The 22278-nt window shown below is 67.0% G+C and carries 23 protein-coding genes; 11 read left to right on the top strand and 12 right to left on the bottom strand.

Translation table 11 applies throughout. From position 1 onward, the window contains the following. Positions 1-38: 38 nt before the first annotated feature. From I7X18_RS23010 to I7X18_RS22990, 5 genes are all read right to left on the bottom strand, one after another. Entirely contained in the window at positions 39-938 is a 900-nt protein-coding gene (locus tag I7X18_RS23010) for a cyclopropane mycolic acid synthase family methyltransferase (protein WP_193046288.1), read from the bottom strand. A 171-nt stretch (positions 939-1109) separates the two neighbouring features. After that, complete coding sequence (locus I7X18_RS23005) at positions 1110-1979, bottom strand: cyclopropane mycolic acid synthase family methyltransferase (protein WP_193046287.1); 870 nt, start codon at positions 1977-1979, stop codon at positions 1110-1112. Between the two features lie 131 nt (positions 1980-2110). Beyond that, positions 2111-3016, bottom strand: coding sequence for an alpha/beta fold hydrolase (locus I7X18_RS23000; RefSeq protein WP_193046286.1), 906 nt, complete (start codon positions 3014-3016; stop codon positions 2111-2113). Between the two features lies 1 nt (position 3017). Beyond that, positions 3018-4376 carry an ABC1 kinase family protein gene (locus I7X18_RS22995; RefSeq protein ID WP_193046285.1) on the bottom strand — a complete coding sequence of 453 codons (1359 nt, stop codon included), beginning with the start codon at positions 4374-4376 and terminating at the stop codon, positions 3018-3020. 52 nt (positions 4377-4428) lie between these two features. Beyond that, on the bottom strand, positions 4429-5559 hold the full coding sequence (locus I7X18_RS22990) for an acyltransferase family protein (protein WP_193046284.1): 1131 nt from the start codon (positions 5557-5559) through the stop codon (positions 4429-4431). 247 nt (positions 5560-5806) lie between these two features. On the opposite strand from I7X18_RS22990, the gene I7X18_RS22985 reads away from it, so the two are divergent. Then, a complete protein-coding gene (locus I7X18_RS22985) occupies positions 5807-6031 on the top strand; it encodes a hypothetical protein (protein WP_226863530.1) in 225 nt (74 codons plus the stop codon). Between the two features lie 6 nt (positions 6032-6037). On the opposite strand, the gene I7X18_RS22980 is transcribed toward I7X18_RS22985, so the two are convergent. The 3 genes from I7X18_RS22980 to I7X18_RS22970 form a co-directional block, all read right to left on the bottom strand. Further along, the gene (locus I7X18_RS22980; protein ID WP_193046283.1) at positions 6038-6841 is read right to left on the bottom strand and encodes a DUF4097 family beta strand repeat-containing protein; all 804 of its coding nucleotides are present in this window, start codon (positions 6839-6841) and stop codon (positions 6038-6040) included. Positions 6842-6864: 23 nt separating this feature from the next. Then, entirely contained in the window at positions 6865-7347 is a 483-nt protein-coding gene (locus I7X18_RS22975; protein ID WP_193046282.1) for a histidine kinase, read from the bottom strand. A gap of 68 nt (positions 7348-7415) precedes the next feature. Then, positions 7416-8408, bottom strand: a complete 993-nt coding sequence (locus I7X18_RS22970) for an oxygenase MpaB family protein (RefSeq protein WP_193046281.1) — start codon at positions 8406-8408, stop codon at positions 7416-7418. Between the two features lie 90 nt (positions 8409-8498). On the opposite strand from I7X18_RS22970, the gene I7X18_RS22965 reads away from it, so the two are divergent. Further along, a complete protein-coding gene (locus I7X18_RS22965) occupies positions 8499-9098 on the top strand; it encodes a TetR/AcrR family transcriptional regulator (protein WP_193046280.1) in 600 nt (199 codons plus the stop codon). Between the two features lie 59 nt (positions 9099-9157). On the opposite strand, the gene I7X18_RS22960 is transcribed toward I7X18_RS22965, so the two are convergent. From I7X18_RS22960 to I7X18_RS22950, 3 genes are all read right to left on the bottom strand, one after another. Next, entirely contained in the window at positions 9158-9760 is a 603-nt protein-coding gene (locus I7X18_RS22960; protein WP_193046279.1) for a mycothiol transferase, read from the bottom strand. Then, the gene (locus tag I7X18_RS22955; protein ID WP_193046278.1) at positions 9760-10296 is read right to left on the bottom strand and encodes a DinB family protein; all 537 of its coding nucleotides are present in this window, start codon (positions 10294-10296) and stop codon (positions 9760-9762) included. The genes I7X18_RS22960 and I7X18_RS22955 overlap by 1 nt, the downstream gene beginning before the upstream one ends. A gap of 314 nt (positions 10297-10610) precedes the next feature. Then, on the bottom strand, positions 10611-11252 hold the full coding sequence (locus I7X18_RS22950) for a cutinase family protein (protein WP_193046458.1): 642 nt from the start codon (positions 11250-11252) through the stop codon (positions 10611-10613). A gap of 263 nt (positions 11253-11515) precedes the next feature. Here I7X18_RS22950 and I7X18_RS22945 point away from each other — a divergent pair, with 263 nt between their 5' ends. Continuing rightward, on the top strand, positions 11516-12007 hold the full coding sequence (locus I7X18_RS22945) for a DUF2243 domain-containing protein (protein ID WP_193046277.1): 492 nt from the start codon (positions 11516-11518) through the stop codon (positions 12005-12007). A gap of 18 nt (positions 12008-12025) precedes the next feature. Next, entirely contained in the window at positions 12026-12979 is a 954-nt protein-coding gene (locus I7X18_RS22940; protein WP_193046276.1) for a helix-turn-helix transcriptional regulator, read from the top strand. On the opposite strand, the gene I7X18_RS22935 is transcribed toward I7X18_RS22940, so the two are convergent. Then, entirely contained in the window at positions 12969-13520 is a 552-nt protein-coding gene (locus I7X18_RS22935; RefSeq protein ID WP_193046275.1) for a nucleotidyltransferase family protein, read from the bottom strand. The two genes, I7X18_RS22940 and I7X18_RS22935, sit on opposite strands and share 11 nt — an antisense overlap. Positions 13521-13584: 64 nt before the next feature. On the opposite strand from I7X18_RS22935, the gene I7X18_RS22930 reads away from it, so the two are divergent. The 7 genes from I7X18_RS22930 to rpoB all read left to right on the top strand — a co-directional run bounded on the left by I7X18_RS22930 (position 13585) and on the right by rpoB (position 22245). Then, complete coding sequence (locus I7X18_RS22930; protein WP_193046274.1) at positions 13585-14352, top strand: endonuclease/exonuclease/phosphatase family protein; 768 nt, start codon at positions 13585-13587, stop codon at positions 14350-14352. Positions 14353-14364: 12 nt separating this feature from the next. Continuing rightward, a complete protein-coding gene (locus I7X18_RS22925; RefSeq protein WP_193046273.1) occupies positions 14365-15276 on the top strand; it encodes an ROK family protein in 912 nt (303 codons plus the stop codon). Between the two features lie 22 nt (positions 15277-15298). After that, positions 15299-15439 carry a hypothetical protein gene (locus I7X18_RS22920; RefSeq protein ID WP_193046272.1) on the top strand — a complete coding sequence of 47 codons (141 nt, stop codon included), beginning with the start codon at positions 15299-15301 and terminating at the stop codon, positions 15437-15439. A gap of 280 nt (positions 15440-15719) precedes the next feature. Beyond that, positions 15720-16247 (top strand): 50S ribosomal protein L10, encoded by a 528-nt coding sequence (rplJ, locus tag I7X18_RS22915; RefSeq protein ID WP_193046271.1) that lies wholly within the window; start codon positions 15720-15722, stop codon positions 16245-16247. Between the two features lie 59 nt (positions 16248-16306). Beyond that, complete coding sequence (rplL, locus tag I7X18_RS22910; RefSeq protein ID WP_193046270.1) at positions 16307-16690, top strand: 50S ribosomal protein L7/L12; 384 nt, start codon at positions 16307-16309, stop codon at positions 16688-16690. A gap of 238 nt (positions 16691-16928) precedes the next feature. Beyond that, positions 16929-18014: an ABC transporter ATP-binding protein gene (locus I7X18_RS22905; RefSeq protein WP_193046269.1), complete on the top strand. Its 1086-nt coding sequence runs from the start codon at positions 16929-16931 to the stop codon at positions 18012-18014. Positions 18015-18732: 718 nt separating this feature from the next. After that, positions 18733-22245 carry a DNA-directed RNA polymerase subunit beta gene (rpoB, locus tag I7X18_RS22900; RefSeq protein WP_193046268.1) on the top strand — a complete coding sequence of 1171 codons (3513 nt, stop codon included), beginning with the start codon at positions 18733-18735 and terminating at the stop codon, positions 22243-22245. Positions 22246-22278 lie beyond the last annotated feature (33 nt).

The raw sequence follows: 22278 nt of genomic DNA, 5'->3' as shown, positions 1-22278 counted from the left end.
GCCACTCGAAAGTGGCGGGGCGACTTCGTAAGTAAGGATCAGGCGGCGGTGGCGCCCGGCTTCAGGTAGGTCACCAGGCTGACGTCGATGCTCTCGTCGATGAAGTAGTACTGGCAGCCGTTGAGGTACTTCATGTAGCGGTTGTAGTTCTCCTCGTCGGTGGCCGCGATGGCCTCTTCCTTGTGCTGCTCCAGCCGGCTCGCCCAGATGCCGAGGGTCTTGATGTAGTGGTTGCGCAGCGACAGGGTCTCCGGCACCGCGAAACCGGCCTTCACGCCGTGATCCACCATCATCTGGGTGGACGGCAGGCGGCCACCGGGGAAGATCTCGGTGATCATGAACTTGATGAACCGGGCCATCTGGAACGTGATCTTCTTGCCCCGCTCGGCCAGCTCGTACGGGTGGTAGGCGACGCTGCTCTGAAGCGTCATCCGGCCGTCGTCGGGCATGATCTCGAAGCACGTCGTGAAGAAGTCGTCATACCGCTCGAAGCCGAAGTGCTCGAACGCCTCGATCGACACGATCCGGTCGACGGGGGAGTGGAACTGCTCCCAGCCCTCGAGCCGCACATCGAACTTGCGGTCGCTGTCCGCCTGCGACAGCAGCTGGTTGCAGTAGGCCTGCTGGTTCTTGCTCAGCGTGAGCCCGACGACGTTGACGTCGTAGCGCTCCATCGCCCGCTTCATCGTCATACCCCAGCCGCAGCCCACCTCGAGCAGCGTCATCCCGGGCTTGAGATCCAGCCGGTCCAGATGCTGATCGATGTTGGCCAGCTGCGCCTCCGACAGGGAGACGTCCGGGCCGGTGAAGAACGCGCAGCTGTACTTGCGGGTCGGATCCTGGAACACGCCGAAGAAATCGTCGGAGAGGTCGTAGTGCGCCTGGATGTCCTCGAAGTGCGGCCGCAGCTCCTCGGTACTCGTTGAGTTGTCAGACATAGTCCGCTGTTGGCCTTCCTCGCGACAGGTCAATTCGTCGTTACCGAATGTTTGGTTGCCCGCACCCTACCCGCCCACAGGTGCCCTTCAGGCCACCATGGCACGTGTCGGTCACCCCGGTCGCAGGACGGTTGACGCCCGCGACACTTCGGGTCTTAGCTGTACGACCGGCTACTTCACCAGGGTGAACTGGTTCACGTCGGTGTAGCCCTTCCGGAAGGCATCCGCGCAACCGGTCAGGTAGTGCATGTAGCGGTCGTACACCTCTTCGGACTGCACGGCGATGGCCTCGTCCTTGTGCGCTTCCAGCGCCGCCGCCCAATGGTCCAGCGTCTTGGCGTAGTGCGGCTGCAACGACTGCTCACGCGTCAGCGTGAAGCCCGCTTTGTCCGCATGCTCGCCCACCAACTCGATCGTCGGCAGGTAACCGCCGGGGAAGATCTCGGTGAGGATGAACTTGATGAACCGCGCCACCGAGAACGTCAGCGGAATGCCGCGCTCGATCATCTGCGGAATCGTCAGCGCCGTGATCGTGTGCAGCAGCATCACACCGTCATCCGGCAGCACCCGGTAGGCCATCGGGAAGAAGTCATCCCAGCGGTCACGGCCGAAGTGCTCGAACGCGCCGATCGACACGATCCGGTCGACGGGCTGATCGAAATCCTCCCAGCCCTTCAGCATGACCTGCTTGCTGCGTGGGCTGTCCGAGGCGGCGAACACGTTCTCGACATGCGCGTGCTGGTTTTTGCTCAGCGTCAGGCCGATGACGTTGACGTCGTACTTCTCGACCGCCCGCATCATCGTCGCGCCCCAGCCGCAGCCGATGTCGAGCAGCGTCATGCCGGGCTGCAGGCCCAGCTTGCCCAGCGCCAGATCGACCTTGGCGAGCTGAGCCTCCTCGAGCGTCATATCGTCACGCTCGAAGTACGCACAGCTGTAGGTCTGCGACGGGTCGAGGAACAGCCGGAAGAAATCGTCAGACAGGTCGTAATGCGCCTGGACGTCTTCGAAATGTGGCTTCAATTTGCCCGATGGGGCCATGATGTTGCCTTTCCTGGCGGGCAGGGCCCGTCGACGTCACCCTTTGACAGCCGTATGGGGCCCACCTGCACTCGAGTGGGGATGCTATCCGATGTGATGCCACCAGCCCAATTACGAAATTTTGTCGCTGGTCAGGGCCGTTCTGCGAACGTGGTCTTGAGTTCGCCGACGACGTCGTCCCACAACGCCTGCGGGAGTTCGTGGCCCATGCCGTCGAACATCACCAGCCGCGCGTTCGGGATTGCCTTGGCGATCGCCTTTCCGCCGGTGGGCCGCATCAACTTGTCGGCCTTACCGTGGATGACGACGGTCGGCGCGGTGGTCTGCTTGTTGTAGTGCAGCAGGCTGCCGCTCCCGGTGATCGCGTTGAACTGCCGCGCGATGCCCTGCGGGTAGAACGCCCGGTCGTAGAACGCGATCGCGTCGGCGCGCAGCTTCTCGTCGGTCGACGGGTAGCCCGGGCTGCCGATGATCTTGCTGACCCGGATCGAGTTCTCGATGATCACGTCCCTCGGTGAGTTCGGCGACGGGCCCGTGATCACGGCCAGCAATTGGCGCGGGCCGGGCGGCGGCAGGAACGGCTGATTGTTCGACGAGAAGAACACCGCGAGCGTCTTCGTGCGCTCGGCATGCCGCGCCGCGAAGATCTGCGCGATCATCCCGCCCATCGACCCGCCCACGATGTGCGCTTCGTCGATGTCGAGGTGGTCGAGCAGCGCGGCCGCGTCGTCGGCCATGTCCTCGAGCGTGTACACCGACGGGCTCTTGACGCCCAGCACCGAGCGGACCATGTTGCCGACCTGCGAACCCTTGGTGCGCTGACCGTCGAAATGGCTGGACAGCCCGACGTCGCGGTTGTCGTAGCGGATCACCCGCAGACCCTGGTCGACCAGTTTGCGGCAGAACTCCTCACGCCAGAACAGCAGCTGCGCGCCCAGGCCCATGATGAGCAGGACCGCCGGATCGCCGACGTTGCCCATGTCCTCGTAATGGATCTGGACGTCTTTGTTGGACGCCTTACCTTCGCGGACCTGCAAGTCAGACCTCCAGCCCTTCTTCTTTGTGCTCGCGGCTGATGTCCACCATGAAGTTGGCGAAGTACCCGGTCAGCTGCGGGTCGCTCATCATCTGCCACTTCGGCGCCAACAACTTCATATAACGCTCGACGTAAAGGAACTGCTTCCCGATGAGCACCAGCTCACGCGGCAGCTTCACGTCGTAGGCGTCGGCCAGCGCTCCGAGCTGCTTGCCGATTTCGGCGTAACTCAGATCGCCCAGCGACGTCATGGTCAGCGGCGTGGCGAACTTCTCCAGATCCTTGGCGGCCTGCGCTTCGGGCTTCACCGTGCCGACCGCGCCCATCATCACCACGATCTTGCCCGCGGCGGCGTGGTCCTTCTTCACCAACAGCGCGTACACCAGTTCCCGCAGCAGCCAGCGGGTGCGCGGATCGATGCGGCCCATGATGCCGAAGTCGAAGAACACGATCTTGCCGTCACCGTCGATGTAGAGGTTGCCGGCGTGCAGGTCACCGTGGAACAGGCCGTGCCGCAGACCGCCTTCGAACAGGCTGAACAGCAGCGCCTTGACCAGTTCGGTGCCGTCGAACCCGGCCTTGCGGACCGCGGCGGCGTCGTCGATGCGGATGCCCGACACCCGTTCCATGGTCAGCACCCGCTCGCTGGTCAGATCCCAGTACACCTGCGGCACCCGGATGTTCTTGCCCAGCGGTGAGGCGTGCATATGCGCCACCCACGCGTCCATGGACTGCGCCTCGAGCCGGAAGTCGAGTTCCTCGGCGAGGTTGTCGGCGAAATCGGCGACGACGTCCTGGGCGCTCAGGCGCTGACCGAGTTTCGCGAACTCGACGAGGCGGGCGCCGCGCTTGAGGATCTGCAGGTCCGCGGCCACCCGGCGGCGGATGCCCGGGCGCTGGATCTTGACGACGACCTCTTCGCCGGTGTGCAGGGTCGCGTAGTGCACCTGCGCGATGGACGCGGACGCGAACGGCTTGTCGTCGAAGCTCTTGTAGAGGCTCTTCGGATCGTCGCCGAGTTCCTCGCGCAGCAGCTTGGCCACCTGCTCGGGGTCGGCAGGCGGCACCCGGTCGAGCAGGCTGCGGAACTCCTTGGACAGCCCTTCGCCGAACGCGCCCGGACTCGACGCGATGATCTGCCCGAACTTGACGTAGGTGGGTCCGAGATCGGCGAAGGTCTGCGGAACCTGTTTGAGGATCTTCTGCGAGAGGTTGCCGCGTCCGCGCAGGTTCGTGACGACGCGGGCGCCGGTGCGGGTGAGCTGCCAACCGGTCACGCCGACGCGGGCGGCCTCGACCGGCAACGGCACCCGGTCCAGCCTGGCAACCTCTCGGTGCTGGGTCTTTCGCGTGACACTCATAGCAGCCAGTGTCTCAAAAGGCGCGGTCAGGGGAAAAAGGGTGTGCCCCGGGTCACAGTCCCTGGTTGGTGACGATCGCGGGTTGCGGCGCTTGTTCGTAGGCGTCCGGTCGGGCCGCGAACGCACACAACCCGACCGCCAGCAGCACCAGCGCGCCGACCGCCGCGACCTTCGTCCGCCGCTCGATGTGGAACAGGCCGCGCTCCATATCCTTGATCGCGGTGCGCAGGGCCTCGAAACTGCCGTGGCGCAAAGGGTTTTCGACGAAGTGGTGGCATGCGACGGCCAGACCGAACGCGAACGCGAGCACGCAGAGAGAGAAGTAGGGGGTGCGGTCCATCAGCGCCGCGACGACGACGATCACCGGCCAGTGCACCAGGTACAGCGAATACGACAGGTCGCCCACGTAGGTACTGACCCGGTTGCGAAGCAGCGGCTGGAATCGCGGTTCGCCGCCGACGCCGGCCGCGAGAACCAGCGCGGTACCGGCGACCGGCAGCAGCGCCCACGTCGCGGTGTCGCCGGCGGACCCGTCGCCGATGAGGAACAGGCTCGCGGCGATCAGCAGCACTCCCGACCAAGACAGCAGCGTTTTGAGCGCGGGCGGGAGATCGCCGAGTAGCGTGACCGCCGGCGCCACTAGCGCGCCGACGCCGAACGCCGCCACCCAGGTGAACTCGCTACTTTGCATGAATGCTGCCGCGAAGCCCGCCAGCGTGAGGACGGCCGCTGCGACGGCGGCCCAGTGGGCCCGATAGCCGGTGGTCGCCAGCAGCAGCGGCCACACGACGACGATCACCGCGCCGACCGCCAAGGGCCAGAAGTGCGCCAGCGGTGAATCCGGGTCGCCGAACAGGGCCGGGGTGGGGATCAGAACGCTCGCCGCGTAGGTGGCCAGCGCGACGACGGCCGCGGCGGGCAGGACGCGGCGGGCCCGGTTCACGTAGAAGTCCTTGAGGGTGCCCGCCGCGAGTAGGCCGGTGGTCAGCAGGAAACCGGTGAGGACGAAGAAGACGTCGATGCCGACGAATCCGCCGCGCGGCCAGTCCCACAGGTGGTGGGCGGACACGGCGAGTACCGCGACCATCCGAAGGCCCTGGACGTCGAGGCGCTGATTCGACCGCTCAGCGCGGCGCCGCCGTCGGCGCGACGTCTCCCGATACCGATCCACAATTGTTGCCACGAGACCCCCATCGACAATGTCCGCAAAGTGTGCCCGCCATTCGTGCGGCGATGGTGAGCACGTACAAGATCATTGCTCAATGAGTGCAGTTATGTTGTCTGCTTAACCGGTGCAGTAACTGTTCACGCGCGAAACCGTGGAAGTTCATCGCAGCGCCTGACGTACGGGACGGTTCGCGGGGGCGGCTCTGCTCGTCGCAGGCACGGTCGGGCTGGCCGGCCCAGCGGCGGCGCAACCGGCGTGGCCCATGCCCGACGTCGAAGGGGCGATCCTGCAGGAGGCCCACGACGCCATCGTGTCGACCACCGAGGGCGCTGTGGTGCCCCAGACCTCCGCCGCCGACGGGACTCCCTACGAGCAGATCAACCTGACGAACTGGGTGGTGTGCGCGCAGTCGCCCTCGGCCGGTGGCCAGATTTCCGCGGAGGCGCCGCCGGAACTCGAGGTCGCGCGGCCCAACGAGTGCGAGTAGGTCCGCTCAGTTCGTGATGCCGACCGCGCGGCGTACGGAGATGTGGCCGGAACCGGTGCGTGCGTGGACGACCAGCGTTTCGTCGCCGTCGGCCGGACCGCTCGACGGGTCCAGGGTGTTGGAGAGGGTGCCGGAGCGGGTGTGCACATCCAGTTTGGCCGCGGTGCCCTCCGGTATACCCAGCCCTACGTCACCGCTGCTGGTCATCACGGTGACGTCGCCGCTGACGGCCACGGCGACTGACACGCCTCCCGATGCCGTGTGCGCCCGCGCCGCGCCGCGCAGACGCTCGATGGCCAGCGCGCCACTGGCGGCCTGGAACGTGAGATCACCCTCAAGCCGACCGATGGTCGCATCCCCTGACGCCGTCGAGATCGCGACGTTGCCCGCCACGTTCCGCGCGGCGATGTCTCCGGAGGCGGTGTCCGCCTTGAGGTTTCCCTCGACCACGTCAAAGTGTGCGTCGCCGCCGGCCGAGGAGAACCGGCAGTCGCCGAGGACGCCGTCGCTGGAGATGGCGGCGGAGGCCGACGAGACTTGCACCCGCGAATGTGCCGGCAGCGCAACGTCGATCGAGACGGCACCACCTCGTCCGAGTGCCACGAACTTCGGTCCGGCGGATACGGTCAGCTTCCCGTGTCGAAAATCGACGCGGGCATGTTCGGCCGCCCGGATGTCGGAGCTGCGGGAAGGATCGCGAGGGCGGATCTCCACCACGGTGTCACTGCGGTCGCCCGCAGCGAGGTGCACCGAACCGGCGGCAATCTCGATGACAGCGGTGATGGGCCCGGGGGTGTGGAATTCCGGCATGTGTGGCTCCCATTCGGTGAGGTTCAGCGGACCCAGCCGTTGAACGACTTGTCGGTGTGCGATTTCGGCCGCCGGGTGGGTGCCGCCTCGCCGACTGCATTGGAGACCGCGCGGACCAGCCACGCGTTGACCGACACCCCCGCCCGCCGCGCGGACGATTCGACTGCGGGCTTCATGGATTCCGGCAGCCGCAGCGTCACACGCCAGGTGCCGCCGTCGTCACCGTCCGGCGGCAGCGGTAGTTCCGGTTCCGGTTCCGGATCGGGCGCCGCCGCCACGAAGAACTCCGGATCCCGGCCACGCAGCCGTACCTCCACCGACCCGGGGGCCAGCTGTCGCGTGAGATGCTCCGCGGCCTCCGACAGCGCTTCGAGCAGTGCCAGCCGCAGCGCCGAGTCCAAGGGGGCGGTCAGCCGCTCGGCCAGCGCCTCGGCGTCGGCGCCACCGGCGGCCGCGGCGACACCGAGCTCATGGCGCACGTTGTCGACGTACGGCTGCAAATCCATGACACCATAGTGACACCACTATGACGTCATATCAAGTGTCATCCTGATGTCGCCGCCGCTGTCGCCGCTCAGGCGAAGCTGTGCTCGATCTCCTCGCGGCTGCGCTCTGGATCTGAGCCGGGCACGTATGTCGGCACGGTATGCGGACTAGTAGTGCCGCCCTTGACCCGCGCGCGGGCCTGCTGGAACTCCGGCGCCGGACCGGCCGCGGTGTGCAGGCCGTTGATGATGCCCCACACCGCGGCGCGCCGGGCGGTGCGCTCGACGATGTTCGGATCGCTGTGCTGGATCAGCTGCTTGCCCCACTTCGGCATGGTGTCGCGGATGGCCCAGTCGACGAGGTTGTGCGGCAGTCCGACGTTCGGGCCGGTCGCCATCGCGGTGCCGTGCGTGACGGCCAACCGGGGTAGGTAGGAGCGCAAGAGGTCGGCGGTCTCGGCCTTGGTGGTGGGCAGGTCGGTGGCACCCAGCGCATGCCCGATGCGGACGAACTCGCCGTAGTAGCGGTCAATGTCCTTGCCGCGCAACGGGTTCGGGTGATACATCTCGTGCGCGGTGGCGATGCCCCAGACGACGGTGGCGTAGTTCCAGCGCAGCCAGTCCGGATCGTCGGCGTCGTAGCGCAATCCGTCGGGGCGGACACCCTTGATGGTGTGGTGCATGGAGCGCACGGTGGTGGCGAGTCTCTCCGCGGATTCGGTGGACCCGTAGGCCGTGCCGATGAAGAACGCGACCGAATGGCCGAGGCGGGCCATCGCGCCGGCGGGGTCGAGGCGCCCGGTGGCGGTGCCTGTTTCGTCGCGTGCGACCAGGCGGGAGTGGTGCATGCCCATCCAGAAGATGCTCGGGTCGAGGCGCTCCATGTACGCCGCGCACTGCAGGCCGAAGATCAGCGCCTCCATATGCGAATGCACGTGCCACACAGCGCTTTTCGGGCCGAACCAGCCCGGGTCGCCGACAGGCGCAGCGAACTCGATGCCGCGGAAGTAATTGCGCCGCATGCCGCCGTAGTCGATGCGTCCGCGTACCCACTGGGTGAGGATCTCGTGCGGCATGTCCACGGCGGTGCCTCCTTGGCGACGGATGCGTCCACCGTACCGCTTTGGCTACATCTGTGACCAGATCTGGCCGCGAAGACGTACGCTGAGCGGATGCCGACACCCACCCGCTGGGCCGGCGTGCCGTTGACCGACCGGCGCGCCGAACGCCGCGCGCTGCTGATCGACGCGGCGCTGCGGCTGTTCGGTTCCGGTGGCGAGGCGGCGGTGGCGGTGCGCTCGGTGTGCCGCGAATGCGAGCTCAACACCCGCTACTTCTACGAGAGTTTCGCCGGCACCGACGAACTCCTGGGCGCGGTGTACGACGAGGTGAGCGCACAACTGGCCGCCGAGGTGGCCGCCGCGATGGCCGCGGCGGGGGAGTCGTTGCGGGCGCGTACCCGTGCGGGGATCGCGGCGGTGCTGGGGTTCAGCTCGGCCGATCCGCGGCGCGGGCGGGTGCTGTTCACAGACGCGCAGGCCAACCCGGTGCTGGCCGCCCGCCGCGCCGCCACCCAGGACCTGCTGCGCGAGGCGGTGCTGGTCGAAGGGTGGCGACTGCATCCGGATTCCGATCCGGTGGCCGCGCAGGTGGGCGCCGCGATGTACACCGGCGCGATGGCCGAGCTGGCGCAGCAGTGGCTGGCCGGCACGCTGGGGTCAGACCTCGACGCGGTCGTCGACCATGCGCTGCGGTTGGTGCTCGACCGCTGAGCGCACGGTTGTTGTACGCATCGGCCGAGTAGGGCCGTCACCAACCGTGCGCTCGGCGCTTACGCGGGCTGCGTCGGCCGCCAGCGCCGGATGAAGTCGGTCTCCGGCCACTCCTCGTGCGCGGCCATCAACTCGTACATCGTCGCCCGGTCGATCGATTCGCGGATGATGTCGGCGTGCCCGGCATGGCGCGTCAACTCCTCGACCAGGTGCAGCGCCACCCACCGCACCGACCAGTGGTCGACGTCCTTGGGGAACCACGGCACCTCGTGCGGCACCGGCACCGGCGTGGTCAGGTCCGCCTCCCGGAACGCCCGCAGCGTCTCGGCGTTCTGCGCGCGCAGGGCGTCCAGCAACTCGTCGAGCAACTCGTCCGAGCGCATCACGTACTGGTCCTGGTAATCGCGCATCTGCTCCTCGACCGGCCGTGGGTCCGGCGGCGGGAACTCCGGTGCGCTGGCCACCCGCTGCGCCCAGCCCTGCTGGACACCGGCCGCGTGTTTGATCAGGCCGCCGATCGACAGCGTGCTCACCGACGGTGTCGAGCGGGCCTGCTCGTCGGTCAACCCGTGAGCGACCGCGAAGAACGCGTTCTGGTTGAACGCGAGGAATTCGATCAGGCTCTGGCGTTCGTCGGCAGCGGGTGGGGGCATTCCGGGCATCAGTGGTTCTCCTTGTTGGTGTGGACGTAAAGATCTCGGATACAAGCGATTTCGGCGCCGTGGTGGATCACCTCACGGTTGATGTGCAGCACCAGCGCGCTCATCGGGTACTCGGCGTACGGACCTTCGGCCGGGCCGCACGGCCGCGCCAGCCCGTCATCGTCGAGCGAGCGCACCCCGGTGATCCAGCGGGCGTACTCCTCGTCGAGCTGACGCAGCGCCGTCGCCGCGTCGGTGGCGTAACGCCACGACTCGTAGTCAGCGGGCGGGCCACCGAAGTGTGAATGGCTCCGCATCGCGAACACTCCGACGATCACGTGGGCCATCCGCCACGCGATCGTTGTGAACGGGTCCGGTTGCGGCGGTGGATAGCTGAAGTCGATCCCGCCGTCGCGGTGCACCGTCCAGCAGCCCGGCACCGGCTGCCAGAAGTACTCGTCGTCGGACAAGCTGTCCAGGCGCGGCCGCAACTGTTGCGCCCAGTGGAAGTCGACTTGGTCGACCAACTGCGTGGTGACGTCGGCTGGCGTGGTCATGCAATGAGCATCGCACCCGCTTAGGACAGCTTCTGTCCTAAGAACTGATCGGCGAGCTGAGGCGTGCGCCCGTCGAGGTCACAAGCTCGAGTTGCATGTACCGCCGGCCGTCGGCCCGCCGATTGCTCCGCGAACCGCACGAGATCGCGACCGACGCCGCGGCCCCGTGCCGCGGGATCGCTTGCCAGCACTCGGCATACACGCCGTTCACCAGGCGGTGATGCGTGCCGTCAACGAGGTGTCCTCAGCGGACGCGCTGGGAAGCCGTGCGATCATTCTGTCGGACAAGGATTGTCGTCCCGCGTTCGACGGCGTCAGCCGGCCATCAACTGCGGCGTGGCATTGAGGTGACCAGCGGCGAAAGCCGCCCCTTGGTTGGTCAGATCGCCGTTATACGTATTGGGGTTGTGCGCGGCGAAGTTGAGCCCGTCAGAACAGACCGGATCATCGAAGGCGCACAGCTGGCGTGTTTTCGACTCGTAGAGCGGGCCGATCACCACCGGTGGCTCGCCGAGGAAGTTCATCGCGCGGACATTCGGCAAGCCGAAAAGCACGACTGCGGCGACGTGGTCGGCGACTTCGGGTTCAAGAGGTTTGGGGACCGTCGCGGGATCGACACCGGTGGGGACGTCCGCCGACGTGACGAAGCCTGCCACCGCTGCGCCCTGCGAATAGCCGCCGAGCACAACTTTCGTATCGGGACAGGTCTCGGCGGTCGAGAGGATCCGAGCGCTGGCGTCGCGGATACCGTCGACACCGGTGGCCCACTGGTCGGTGGCGGGATATTGCACCGGATACACCGACAGTGATTGAGATCCGATCTGCGGGCGCAGCGCGTCGATGAACGCTTCGCCTGTCGGACCCACACCCGGCGCTTCATGGGTACCGCGAGCGAAGACCACCTCGATATCGGAGCACGGTGCGGCCGAAGCGGATGACACCAGACCCGTCGACATCGTCAGCAGCGCCAGAGCCACCGTGCCGGGCAACGCCAGAACCTTGATGAGACCCACGTCTAACCCCTATCTCTCCGCATGTCATTGAACCAATGCTCGGTCTGGTTCGCCTTGTATTGGCCCGACGCGTAGCTCGCTGCTGTGAACGAGCAGCCCGTATTGCCGCATCGTCGTTGATGCGGCAACCTTTTCAGGCCAACGTCACTTTTGCCGATCGCATTCCGAGTCGGATTGATCGACCGCGGTCCGGGTACCGCACCGGCATGGCTGACACGCGCGCACCCAGTCCGCTCCCCGGGTTCCTCCTCGGCCTGGGTCTCGGCGGATTCGTCGACGGCATCGTGCTGCACGAGATCCTGCAGTGGCACCACATGATCAGCGGCACCGAACCGACCGACACCGTTGCCGGCCTGGAGCTCAACACCGTCGCCGACGGGTTCTTCCACGTCGCCACCTGGCTGTTGGTGATGGCCGGAACCACGTTGTTGGTGGTGTCGTGGCGGCAGGGCCGGCTCGCGCCGAACTGGTCGTTCCACCTCGGGCTGCTGCTCTTCGGCTGGGGCGTGTTCAACGTCGTCGAAGGCGTCATCGACCACCAACTGCTCGGTGTGCACCACGTGCGCGACGACCTGGGTGGACCGTTGTCGTGGGATATCGGCTTCCTGATCTTCGGGGCGCTGCTGATGGCCGGCGGGTGGCTGCTCTACCGGCGCGGCCTGCGATCGCTACTTCAGAGGACAGAACCTGTCCGGTGACTCTGGCAGGCTGGGTGCGTGTCCGAAACGACCGGCCGGGTGCTGCACTTGCTGGGGTTGCTGCAGGCGCGTCGGGTGTGGAGTGGTGAGGAGCTTGCCGAGCGGCTGGGCGTCACCACCCGCAGCGTGCGCCGCGACATCGACCGGTTGCGCGACCTCGGCTACCCGGTCGCGGCCAGCAAGGGCCACGGCGGCGGCTACCAACTGGGTGCCGGGGCGGCGCTGCCTCCGCTGCTGCTCGACCCCGACGAGGCCGTCGCGATGGCGGTCTGTCTGCGGCTGGCCGCCGGCGGATCGGTTGCCGGAGTAGGGGAGTCGGCGCTGCGCGCACTCAGCAAGCTCGACCAGGTGATGCCCGCCCGGCTGCGCTCACAGGTGTCCGCCGTGCACGACGCCACCGTCACGCTCACGTCGAGCACCGCCGAAGTCGTCGCCCCCGATGTGCTGATGACGTTGGCGCGCGCGTGCCGCGACCACGAAAACGTCACCGCCGGGTACGTCGACCGGGCCGGCAACGCCACCCGGCGCCGCCTCGAGCCCTACCAGCTGGTGACCACCGGACGGCGCTGGTATCTGCTCGGCTACGACCGCGACAAGCAGGACTGGCGCAGCCTGCGGCTGGACCGGATGGCTGACGTCACCGCGGCGGGCACCACCTTCATCCCGCGCGAGGCGCCCGACGCGGCCGACTACGTGCGTCATTCCATCAGCACTTCGCCCTACCGCTACGTCGCGCGGGTGCGCTACGAGGTGCCGGCCGACGTGATCGCCCCGCACTTCCCGCCCGCCTCGGCGCAGATCGAACCCGACGGCCCCCACGCATGCATCGTCACCGCGGGCGCCGACGACCCCGAACGCATGGTGCTCTACTTCGCCGTCGCCGGTGCGGAGTTCGAGGTGCTCGAACCGCCGGAGGTGGTCGCCGCCGCCGTCACCGTGGCCGAACGGGTGCGCCGCGCCGTCAGGCCGTGATGCCGAGCCGGTCGGTGAGCACCAGGAACGCCTCGGCGAACGGATTATCCGAGGTGCCGGCGCGCACCTTGTCCCAGTCCACCCTTTCCCGCACGGCGCGCACGGCCGGCAGCAGCGCCGAATAGTCGCAGTTGTGCTCGTTGAACGAGTTGAGCTTCTCGGTGACGACGTGGGTCGGCGGCAGCACCCGCATCCGGATCGCCAGCACGTCGAGTTCCTCGGCGGCGGCCACATCCTGCGCCGTCACCGGTATGCCGTTGAGCGCGTGCAGCACGTCGATGACGAAGTCGTCGCCCACACACGCCTTGAACAGCCAGTCCTCCGGCGTGCGCTCGATGCGGAACCCGGCCTTCTCCAGCGTCAGCGCCGCCGCTTCGGTGTCCTCCTCGGCGACGACGAAGTCCACATCGTGCACCGGTTCGGGACCGCCGTACGCCCACAGCGCATAGCTGCCCGCCAACGCGAAATCGGGTCCGTGCGCGCGCAGCGCGGAGGCTGAGCGGCGCAACGCATCACGCAGCGCGTCGTTTCGGGCAGACATCGGCCTACTTTCAGAGGTGTCGGTCGGGTGTCGGTCAGACCCTGTGGCGGGTACCAAGTACCCCATGCGCGTAGCGACATTCAACATTCTGCACGGGCGGAGCGTGCACGACGGCGACGTCAACCTCGATCGGTTGGCCGAGGCCGTCCGCGAACTCGACGCGGACATCGTCGCGTTGCAGGAGGTCGACCTCGACCAGGAACGCTCCGGCAAAGCCGACCTCACCGCCGTCGCGGCCGAGGCCATGCGGGCGGTCAGCCACCGCTTCGTCGCCGCGATCGCGGGCACACCCGGCGCCACGTGGATGGCCGCGACGGGTCGCGAACAGCCCGGGACCGCGGCCTACGGAATCGCCCTGCTGTCCCGCTTCCCGGCTGAGACGTGGCAGGTGGTGCGCCTGCCGCGGATCCCGATGCGGTTCCCGATGTACCTGCCCGGCCCCAACCGCGTGCAGATCGTCAACGAGGAACCCCGCGCCGCGATGATCGGCACGTTCGACACCCCGCTGGGGCCACTGACCGTCGCCAACACCCACCTGTCGTTCGTGCCCGGCTGGAACCGCGTCCAGATGCGGCACCTGGTGCGGGACCTGCGCGGCTTCAGCGGCCCGCGGATGCTGGTCGGCGACCTCAACATGAGCCCGCCGACGCCCGCCCGGTGGTCGGGGATGCGTCCGCTCGGCGAGGCGCTGACCTTCCCCGCCGACGCCCCCGACCGCCAACTCGACCACGTGCTGACCGACGATCCGCGGCTGCGCGTCGAACACTGCGAGGCGGTGAGCCTGCCGCTGTCGGATCACCGCGCGCTCGTCGTCGACATCTCCCGCGACTGACATCCTTGAGCAGTGAGGAACGACCTGACGCTCGCGCTCGACGTCGGCGGCACGAAGATCGCCGCCGCTCTCGTCGACGCCGACGGCACCCTCGTCCACCAGGCGACGCGGCCCACCCCGAGAACCGACGCCGAGGCGGTGTGGGCGGTCACCGAACGCCTGGTTGAGGGGGCTTTGGCGGCAGGCGGTGGCACTGTGCGGCGGGTGGGTATCGCGTCGGCCGGGCCCATCGACCTGCCTTCGGGAACCGTCAGCCCCATCAATCTCACTGCGTGGCAACGTTTTCCGATCGTCGACCGGGTGGCGGCGGTGACCGGTGTGCCGGTACGCCTGGGCGGCGACGGGCTGTGCATGGCGATGGGGGAGCGGTGGCGCGGCGCCGCGCGGGACGCGCAGTTCCTGCTCGGCATGGTGGTGTCGACCGGTGTCGGGGGCGGGCTGGTGCTCGACGGCGCTCCCTACGACGGCCGCACCGGCAACGCGGGCCACGTCGGCCACGTCGTCGTCGACCCGGGCGGGGCGCTGTGTTCGTGCGGCGGGCACGGCTGCGTGGAGACCGTCGCGGCGGGCCCGCGGATGGCGCAGTGGGCGCGCTCGCAGGGGTGGGCCGCTCCGCCGGAGGCCGACGCTTTGGAACTGGCCGACGCGGCGGTCGCCGGTGACGCCGTCGCGCAACAGGCCTACGAGCGGGGCGCGCGGGCGGTCGCCGCGATGATCGCGTCCGTCGGCGCGGTGTGCGACCTCGATCTCGTCGTGATCGGCGGGGGAGTGGCCCGCTCCGGGGCGCTGCTGTTCGACCCGCTGCGGGCGGCGCTGGCCGACTACGCCGGTCTCGACTTCCTGCGCGGCCTGCGGGTGCTGCCCGCCCAACTCGGCGGCGATGCCGGACTCGTCGGCGCGGCGGCGCTCGCGGTTGCCGCATGAGCGGATCGGGTACGCGACCGTCATGACCACCCCCAATGACCCCCAGCCGGCCGAGACGCCCAACCCCGGTACACCCGACAGGACTCCTGAACGCCTCGTCCCCGCGGAGACCCCGGAGCGACTGACGCCCGCGGAGTCCCCGGAACGGCTCACACCCGCGTAGACCTCCCGCGGGAGACGGTGAGCGTTTTGGCTGATCTCGACCTCCTCCGCTATCCTTGCCAGGTTCCACCGAAGACCGTCGGTCACCGAGGAATCGGTTGAAGGTCCGGACGGATCTGTTGTTCTTCGCGCAAGCGGCTCATCAGATCACCGGACGGCCCACGCAGGAGGACGAGGCACTGAACTCTTCGCGCCCCGACCTGTCTGCGTCGGGGCGTTCGTCTTTTCCGGCCGGCCTTCGCTTCGGTGGTGCATCCGATACCCACCACAAGGAGGCATGCATGGCCAAGGCTGACAAGGCCACGGCGGTTGCCGACATTGCCGAGCAGTTCAAGGAGGCGACGGCCACCGTCGTCACCGAGTACCGCGGGCTCACGGTGGCCAACCTCGCCGCGCTGCGCCGCTCGCTCGGGGAGTCCGCCACCTACACCGTCGCAAAGAACACTCTGGTCAAACGTGCCGCTTCCGAAGCCGGCATCGACGGCCTCGACGACCTGTTCACCGGCCCGACGGCGATCGCGTTCGTCAAGGGCGAACCGGTCGACGCCGCCAAGGCGATCAAGAACTTCGCCAAGGACCACAAGGCGCTGGTCATCAAGGGCGGCTACATGGAAGGCCGTGCGCTCAGCCTCGATGAGGTCAACCGCATCGCCGACCTCGAGTCGCGCGAGGTGCTGCTGGCCAAGATGGCCGGCGCGATGAAGGGCAACCTGGCCAAGGCCGCCGGGCTGTTCAACGCTCCCGCATCGCAGGTCGCCCGCCTGGCCGCGGCGCTGCAGGAGAAGAAGGCCGCTGAGGAAGCTGCTTAGCAGCAGCCGCTCAAACCGCATCACCCCACGAACCGAAACAAATTTAGGAAGGACCAATCATGGCCAAGCTGTCCACTGATGAGTTGCTCGACGCTTTCAAGGAAATGACGCTGCTGGAGCTCTCGGAGTTCGTCAAGCAGTTCGAGGAGACCTTCGAGGTCACCGCCGCTGCTCCGGTCGCGGTCGCCGCTGCCGGCGCCGCCGCACCGGCCGAGGCTGCTGAAGAGCAGACCGAGTTCGACGTCGTCCTCGAAGGTGCCGGCGAGAAGAAGATCGGCGTCATCAAGGTCGTCCGCGAGATCGTCTCGGGCCTGGGCCTCAAGGAGGCCAAGGATCTGGTCGACAGCGCTCCCAAGGCGATCCTGGAGAAGGCTCCCAAGGATGCTGCCGACGACGCCAAGGCCAAGCTCGAGGCCGCCGGCGCGACGGTCACCGTCAAGTAGTTCGCGCCTTTACGCAAACCGCCCGGGATCATTCGATCCCGGGCGGTTTCGTCGTAGCAGGGGTCACCGGTCCCGGGGTCTCCATTCAAACCGAGACGGACGCGCGCGTCTGTTGGACAGCGGATACGGCTTGGGGAGTGGTTCGCCACAGTCGCCATAGGCCCATGCCGTGTGCGCTACAGTGACTCAAGCCACAGGCCAGGGAGACGTGGCTCGAACACTCTTGGAAGGATCGCGCGTGGGCATTGGCATTCAAGTTGAGGGGCTGACCAAGTCCTTCGGGCCCCAGCGAATCTGGGAAGACGTCACCATGGAGGTGCCGCCCGGTGAGGTCAGCGTTCTCCTCGGCCCGTCCGGTACCGGTAAATCGGTGTTCCTGAAGTCGCTGATCGGGCTGCTTCGTCCCGAGCGGGGCAAGATCATCGTCGACGGCACCAACATCATCGAGTGCTCGGCCAAAGAGCTCTACGAGATCCGCACCCTGTTCGGCGTCATGTTCCAGGACGGTGCGCTGTTCGGCTCGATGAGCCTCTACGACAACACCGCTTTCCCCTTGCGTGAGCACACCAAGAAGAAGGAAAGCGAGATCCGCAAGATCGTCATGGAGAAGCTCGAACTCGTCGGCCTCGGCGGCGACGAGGGCAAGTTCCCCGGCGAGATCTCCGGCGGTATGCGCAAGCGTGCCGGCCTGGCCCGCTCCCTGGTGCTCGACCCGCAGATCATCCTCTGCGACGAGCCCGACTCCGGTCTGGACCCGGTGCGTACCGCCTACCTGTCGCAGCTGCTGATCGACATCAACGCCCAGATCGACTGCACGATCCTCATCGTCACGCACAACATCAACATCGCCCGTACGGTGCCCGACAACATGGGCATGCTGTTCCGCAAGCACCTGGTCATGTTCGGGCCGCGTGAGGTGCTGCTGACCAGTGACGAGCCGGTGGTCCGTCAGTTCCTCAACGGCCGCCGCCTCGGGCCGATCGGTATGTCGGAGGAGAAGGACGAGTCGACGATGGCCGAAGAGCAGGCCATGGTCGACGCCGGTCACCACGACGGGGGTGTCGAGGAGATCGAGGGTGTGCCGCCGCAGATCCAGGCGACGCCGGGTATGCCGGAGCGTCGTGCGGTCGGGCGTCGGCAGTCCCGCGTGCGGGACATCCTGCACACGCTGCCGCCCAAGGCGCAGCAGGCGATCAAAGAGGACCTCGACGCCACGAGCGGTGGTGGTCAGGCGCAGGACTACCCGGACGAGTCGACGACCCGTCACCACCGCCACGAGGACGACGCCCCGACCGCGTCGATCCCGGTGGCCCGCGAAGCCTGACCACAGCAGTACCACCCGTCTCCGGGTGCGTAGGTGAAATGCCCGCCTGTCAGCGACACTGTCGCTCTTAGGTGGGCATTTCGCATTGTGGTCCGGCGGGAGGCTGCTGCGCCCAAAGGTTTCCGCGCCCAAAGGTTCCGCGCCCGCGTTTGCTGCACCGGGTCGGGGAGCCGAAGTCCGGCGCGGCCGCCCAGCCTCTCGGATCACCGACGGGTTCCGCACCGATCCCACGCCGGAGCCCGTCGGGCTACGAAGGCAAGGTGATCACGGTCGAGACCTCCACGGGACCGCCCTCCTGAATCAGTTCAGCGGCAACCCGAGCCTGGGGATCGACTGATCTTGGCGGAGAAGTCCACACCAAACACCGCGTTATCTCTTGACGGAAGGCGGTTGACGGGCCAATCTGTTGGGCAGCATGTATGCACGGATTGAGGACGCCAGCCAGCGCCTGACAGGTCGTGTCATACGGCAGTTGTGGGCAATTGAGGGTGCTGATTGAGGAATAGGCGGACGTGCGGTACTGTTGGACGTTGCGCTGGCTGCATCCTGCCCACCTCACCTGCACCCGACACCGTAGTCCTAGCCTGAGCCCGAACTCTGCTCAGTGATCTAGGCGTGTGCCGTACTTCGGGAGTCCGGACAGGCTGTCAAGCCAGCCGAACCGAAGCAGATACGCGGCGCAAGGTCCGGTGGATTCCGGCCCCCACAGTCGCTTGAGGTGCTGGAAGGATGCATCTTGGCAGTCTCGAGCCAGAGCAAGTCAGCAAAAGTTATCACCAATAACTCCGTTCCCGGAGCACCAAATCGCATTTCGTTCGCCAAGCTCCGTGAACCGCTTGAGGTTCCGGGGCTTCTCGACGTGCAGACGGAGTCTTTCGACTGGCTGATCGGCGCCAACAGCTGGCGCGAGCGGGCGACCGCACGCGGTGACGTGAACCCGACCGGCGGCCTCGAAGAGGTGCTCACCGAGCTCTCGCCGATCGAGGACTTCTCCGGCTCGATGTCGCTGTCCTTCTCCGACCCGCGCTTCGACGAAGTCAAGGCGCCCGTCGACGAGTGCAAAGACAAGGACATGACGTACGCGGCCCCGCTGTTCGTCACGGCCGAGTTCATCAACAACAACACCGGTGAGATCAAGAGCCAGACGGTCTTCATGGGTGACTTCCCGATGATGACCGAGAAGGGCACCTTCATCATCAACGGCACCGAGCGTGTCGTGGTGAGCCAGCTGGTCCGCTCGCCGGGTGTGTACTTCGACGAGAACATCGACAAGTCCACCGAGAAGACGCTGCACAGCGTCAAGGTGATCCCCGGCCGCGGTGCGTGGCTGGAGTTCGACGTCGACAAGCGCGACACCGTCGGCGTCCGCATCGACCGCAAGCGCCGCCAGCCGGTCACCGTGCTGCTCAAGGCCCTCGGCTGGAGCAACGAGCAGATCACCGAGCGGTTCGGCTTCAGCGAGATCATGATGAGCACGCTGGAGAAGGACAACACCGCAGGCACCGACGAGGCGCTGCTCGACATCTACCGGAAGCTGCGCCCGGGCGAGCCGCCGACCAAGGAGTCGGCGCAGACCCTGCTGGAGAACCTGTTCTTCAAGGAGAAGCGCTACGACCTGGCTCGCGTGGGTCGCTACAAGGTGAACAAGAAGCTGGGCCTCAACGTCGGCCAGCCGATCACCAGCTCGACGCTGACCGAAGAGGACGTCGTCGCCACCATCGAGTACCTGGTGCGTCTGCACCAGGGCGACACGATGATGACGGTGCCCGGTGGTACCGAGGTCCCCGTCGAGGTCGACGACATCGACCACTTCGGCAACCGTCGTCTGCGCACCGTGGGCGAGCTGATCCAGAACCAGATCCGCGTCGGCCTCTCGCGTATGGAACGTGTCGTGCGTGAGCGGATGACCACCCAGGACGTCGAGGCGATCACGCCGCAGACCCTGATCAACATCCGTCCCGTCGTGGCGGCGATCAAGGAGTTCTTCGGCACCAGCCAGCTGTCGCAGTTCATGGACCAGAACAACCCGCTGTCGGGTCTGACCCACAAGCGTCGTCTCTCGGCGCTGGGCCCCGGCGGTCTGTCCCGTGAGCGCGCCGGCCTCGAGGTCCGCGACGTGCACTCCAGCCACTACGGCCGCATGTGCCCGATCGAGACCCCTGAGGGCCCGAACATCGGCCTGATCGGTTCGCTGTCGGTGTACGCGCGGGTCAACCCGTTCGGCTTCATCGAGACGCCGTACCGCAAGGTGACCGACGGCATCGTCACCGACCAGATCGACTACCTCACCGCCGACGAGGAGGACCGCCACGTCGTGGCGCAGGCCAACTCGCCGATCGACGACGACGGCCGCTTCACCGAAGAACGGGTGATGGTCCGCCGTAAGGGTGGCGAGGTCGAGAACGTGGTCCCGAACGACGTGGATTACATGGACGTCTCGCCGCGCCAGATGGTGTCGGTCGCGACGGCGATGATCCCGTTCCTCGAGCACGACGACGCCAACCGTGCCCTCATGGGTGCCAACATGCAGCGCCAGGCCGTTCCGCTGGTGCGTAGTGAGGCCCCGCTGGTCGGCACCGGGATGGAGCTGCGCGCCGCGATCGACGCCGGCGACGTCGTCGTCACCGACAAGGCGGGCGTGGTCGAAGAGGTCTCGGCCGACTACATCACCGTGATGGCCGACGACGGCACCCGGCACACCTACCGGATGCGCAAGTTCGCCCGCTCCAACCACGGCACCTGCGCCAACCAGCGTCCGATCGTCGACGCCGGACAGCGTGTCGAGGCGGGTCAGGTCATCGCCGACGGCCCCTGCACCCAGAACGGTGAGATGGCCCTGGGCAAGAACCTGCTCGTGGCGATCATGCCGTGGGAGGGCCACAACTACGAGGACGCGATCATCCTCTCCAACCGTCTGGTTGAGGAGGACGTGCTCACCTCGATTCACATCGAAGAGCACGAGATCGATGCCCGCGACACCAAGCTGGGCGCCGAGGAGATCACCCGGGACATCCCGAACGTCTCCGACGAGGTGCTGGCTGATCTCGACGAGCGCGGCATCGTCCGCATCGGCGCCGAGGTCCGCGACGGCGACATCCTGGTCGGCAAGGTCACCCCGAAGGGTGAAACCGAGCTGACCCCGGAGGAGCGGCTGCTCCGCGCGATCTTCGGTGAGAAGGCGCGCGAGGTCCGCGACACGTCGCTCAAGGTGCCCCACGGTGAGTCCGGCAAGGTCATCGGCATCCGCGTGTTCTCTCGCGAGGATGACGACGAGCTGCCCGCCGGCGTCAACGAGCTGGTCCGCGTCTACGTGGCCCAGAAACGCAAGATCTCCGACGGCGACAAGCTCGCCGGACGCCACGGCAACAAGGGCGTCATCGGCAAGATCCTGCCGATCGAGGACATGCCGTTCATGCCGGACGGCACGCCGGTCGACATCATCCTGAACACGCACGGTGTGCCGCGACGGATGAACATCGGCCAGATCCTTGAGACGCACCTGGGCTGGGTGGCCAAGGCGGGTTGGAACATCAACGTCGCCGAGGGCACTCCCGAGTGGGCCGCGAACCTGCCGGAGAACCTGCTGACGTCCGAGCCGGACAGCATCGTCGCCACCCCGGTGTTCGACGGTGCCCGCGAGGGCGAGCTGGAGGGTCTGCTGGGTTCCACGCTGCCCAACCGCGACGGCGACGTCATGGTCAACGCGCAGGGCAAGTCGCAGCTGTTCGACGGCCGCAGTGGCGAACCGTTCCCGTACCCGGTGACGGTCGGCTACATGTACATCCTGAAGTTGCACCACCTGGTGGACGACAAGATCCACGCCCGCTCCACCGGCCCGTACTCGATGATCACCCAGCAGCCGCTGGGCGGTAAGGCGCAGTTCGGTGGTCAGCGGTTCGGCGAGATGGAGTGCTGGGCCATGCAGGCCTACGGCGCCGCCTACACGCTGCAGGAGCTGTTGACGATCAAGTCCGACGACACGGTCGGGCGCGTCAAGGTGTACGAGGCCATCGTCAAGGGCGAGAACATCCCCGAGCCGGGCATCCCCGAGTCGTTCAAGGTGCTGCTCAAGGAGTTGCAGTCGCTGTGCCTGAACGTCGAGGTGCTGTCCAGCGACGGTGCGGCGATCGAGATGCGCGACGGCGACGACGAGGACTTGGAGCGCGCTGCTGCCAACCTCGGAATCAACCTGTCGCGCAACGAATCCGCGTCCGTCGAGGACCTTGCATAGAGCGCTTGTTCGCCAAGCGTCGTTGTTATTAGT

The sequence above is a fragment of the Mycolicibacterium baixiangningiae genome, from assembly GCF_016313185.1.
GTDB lineage: Bacteria > Actinomycetota > Actinomycetes > Mycobacteriales > Mycobacteriaceae > Mycobacterium > Mycobacterium baixiangningiae.
This window is presented reverse-complemented; position numbering and strand designations above follow the sequence as displayed.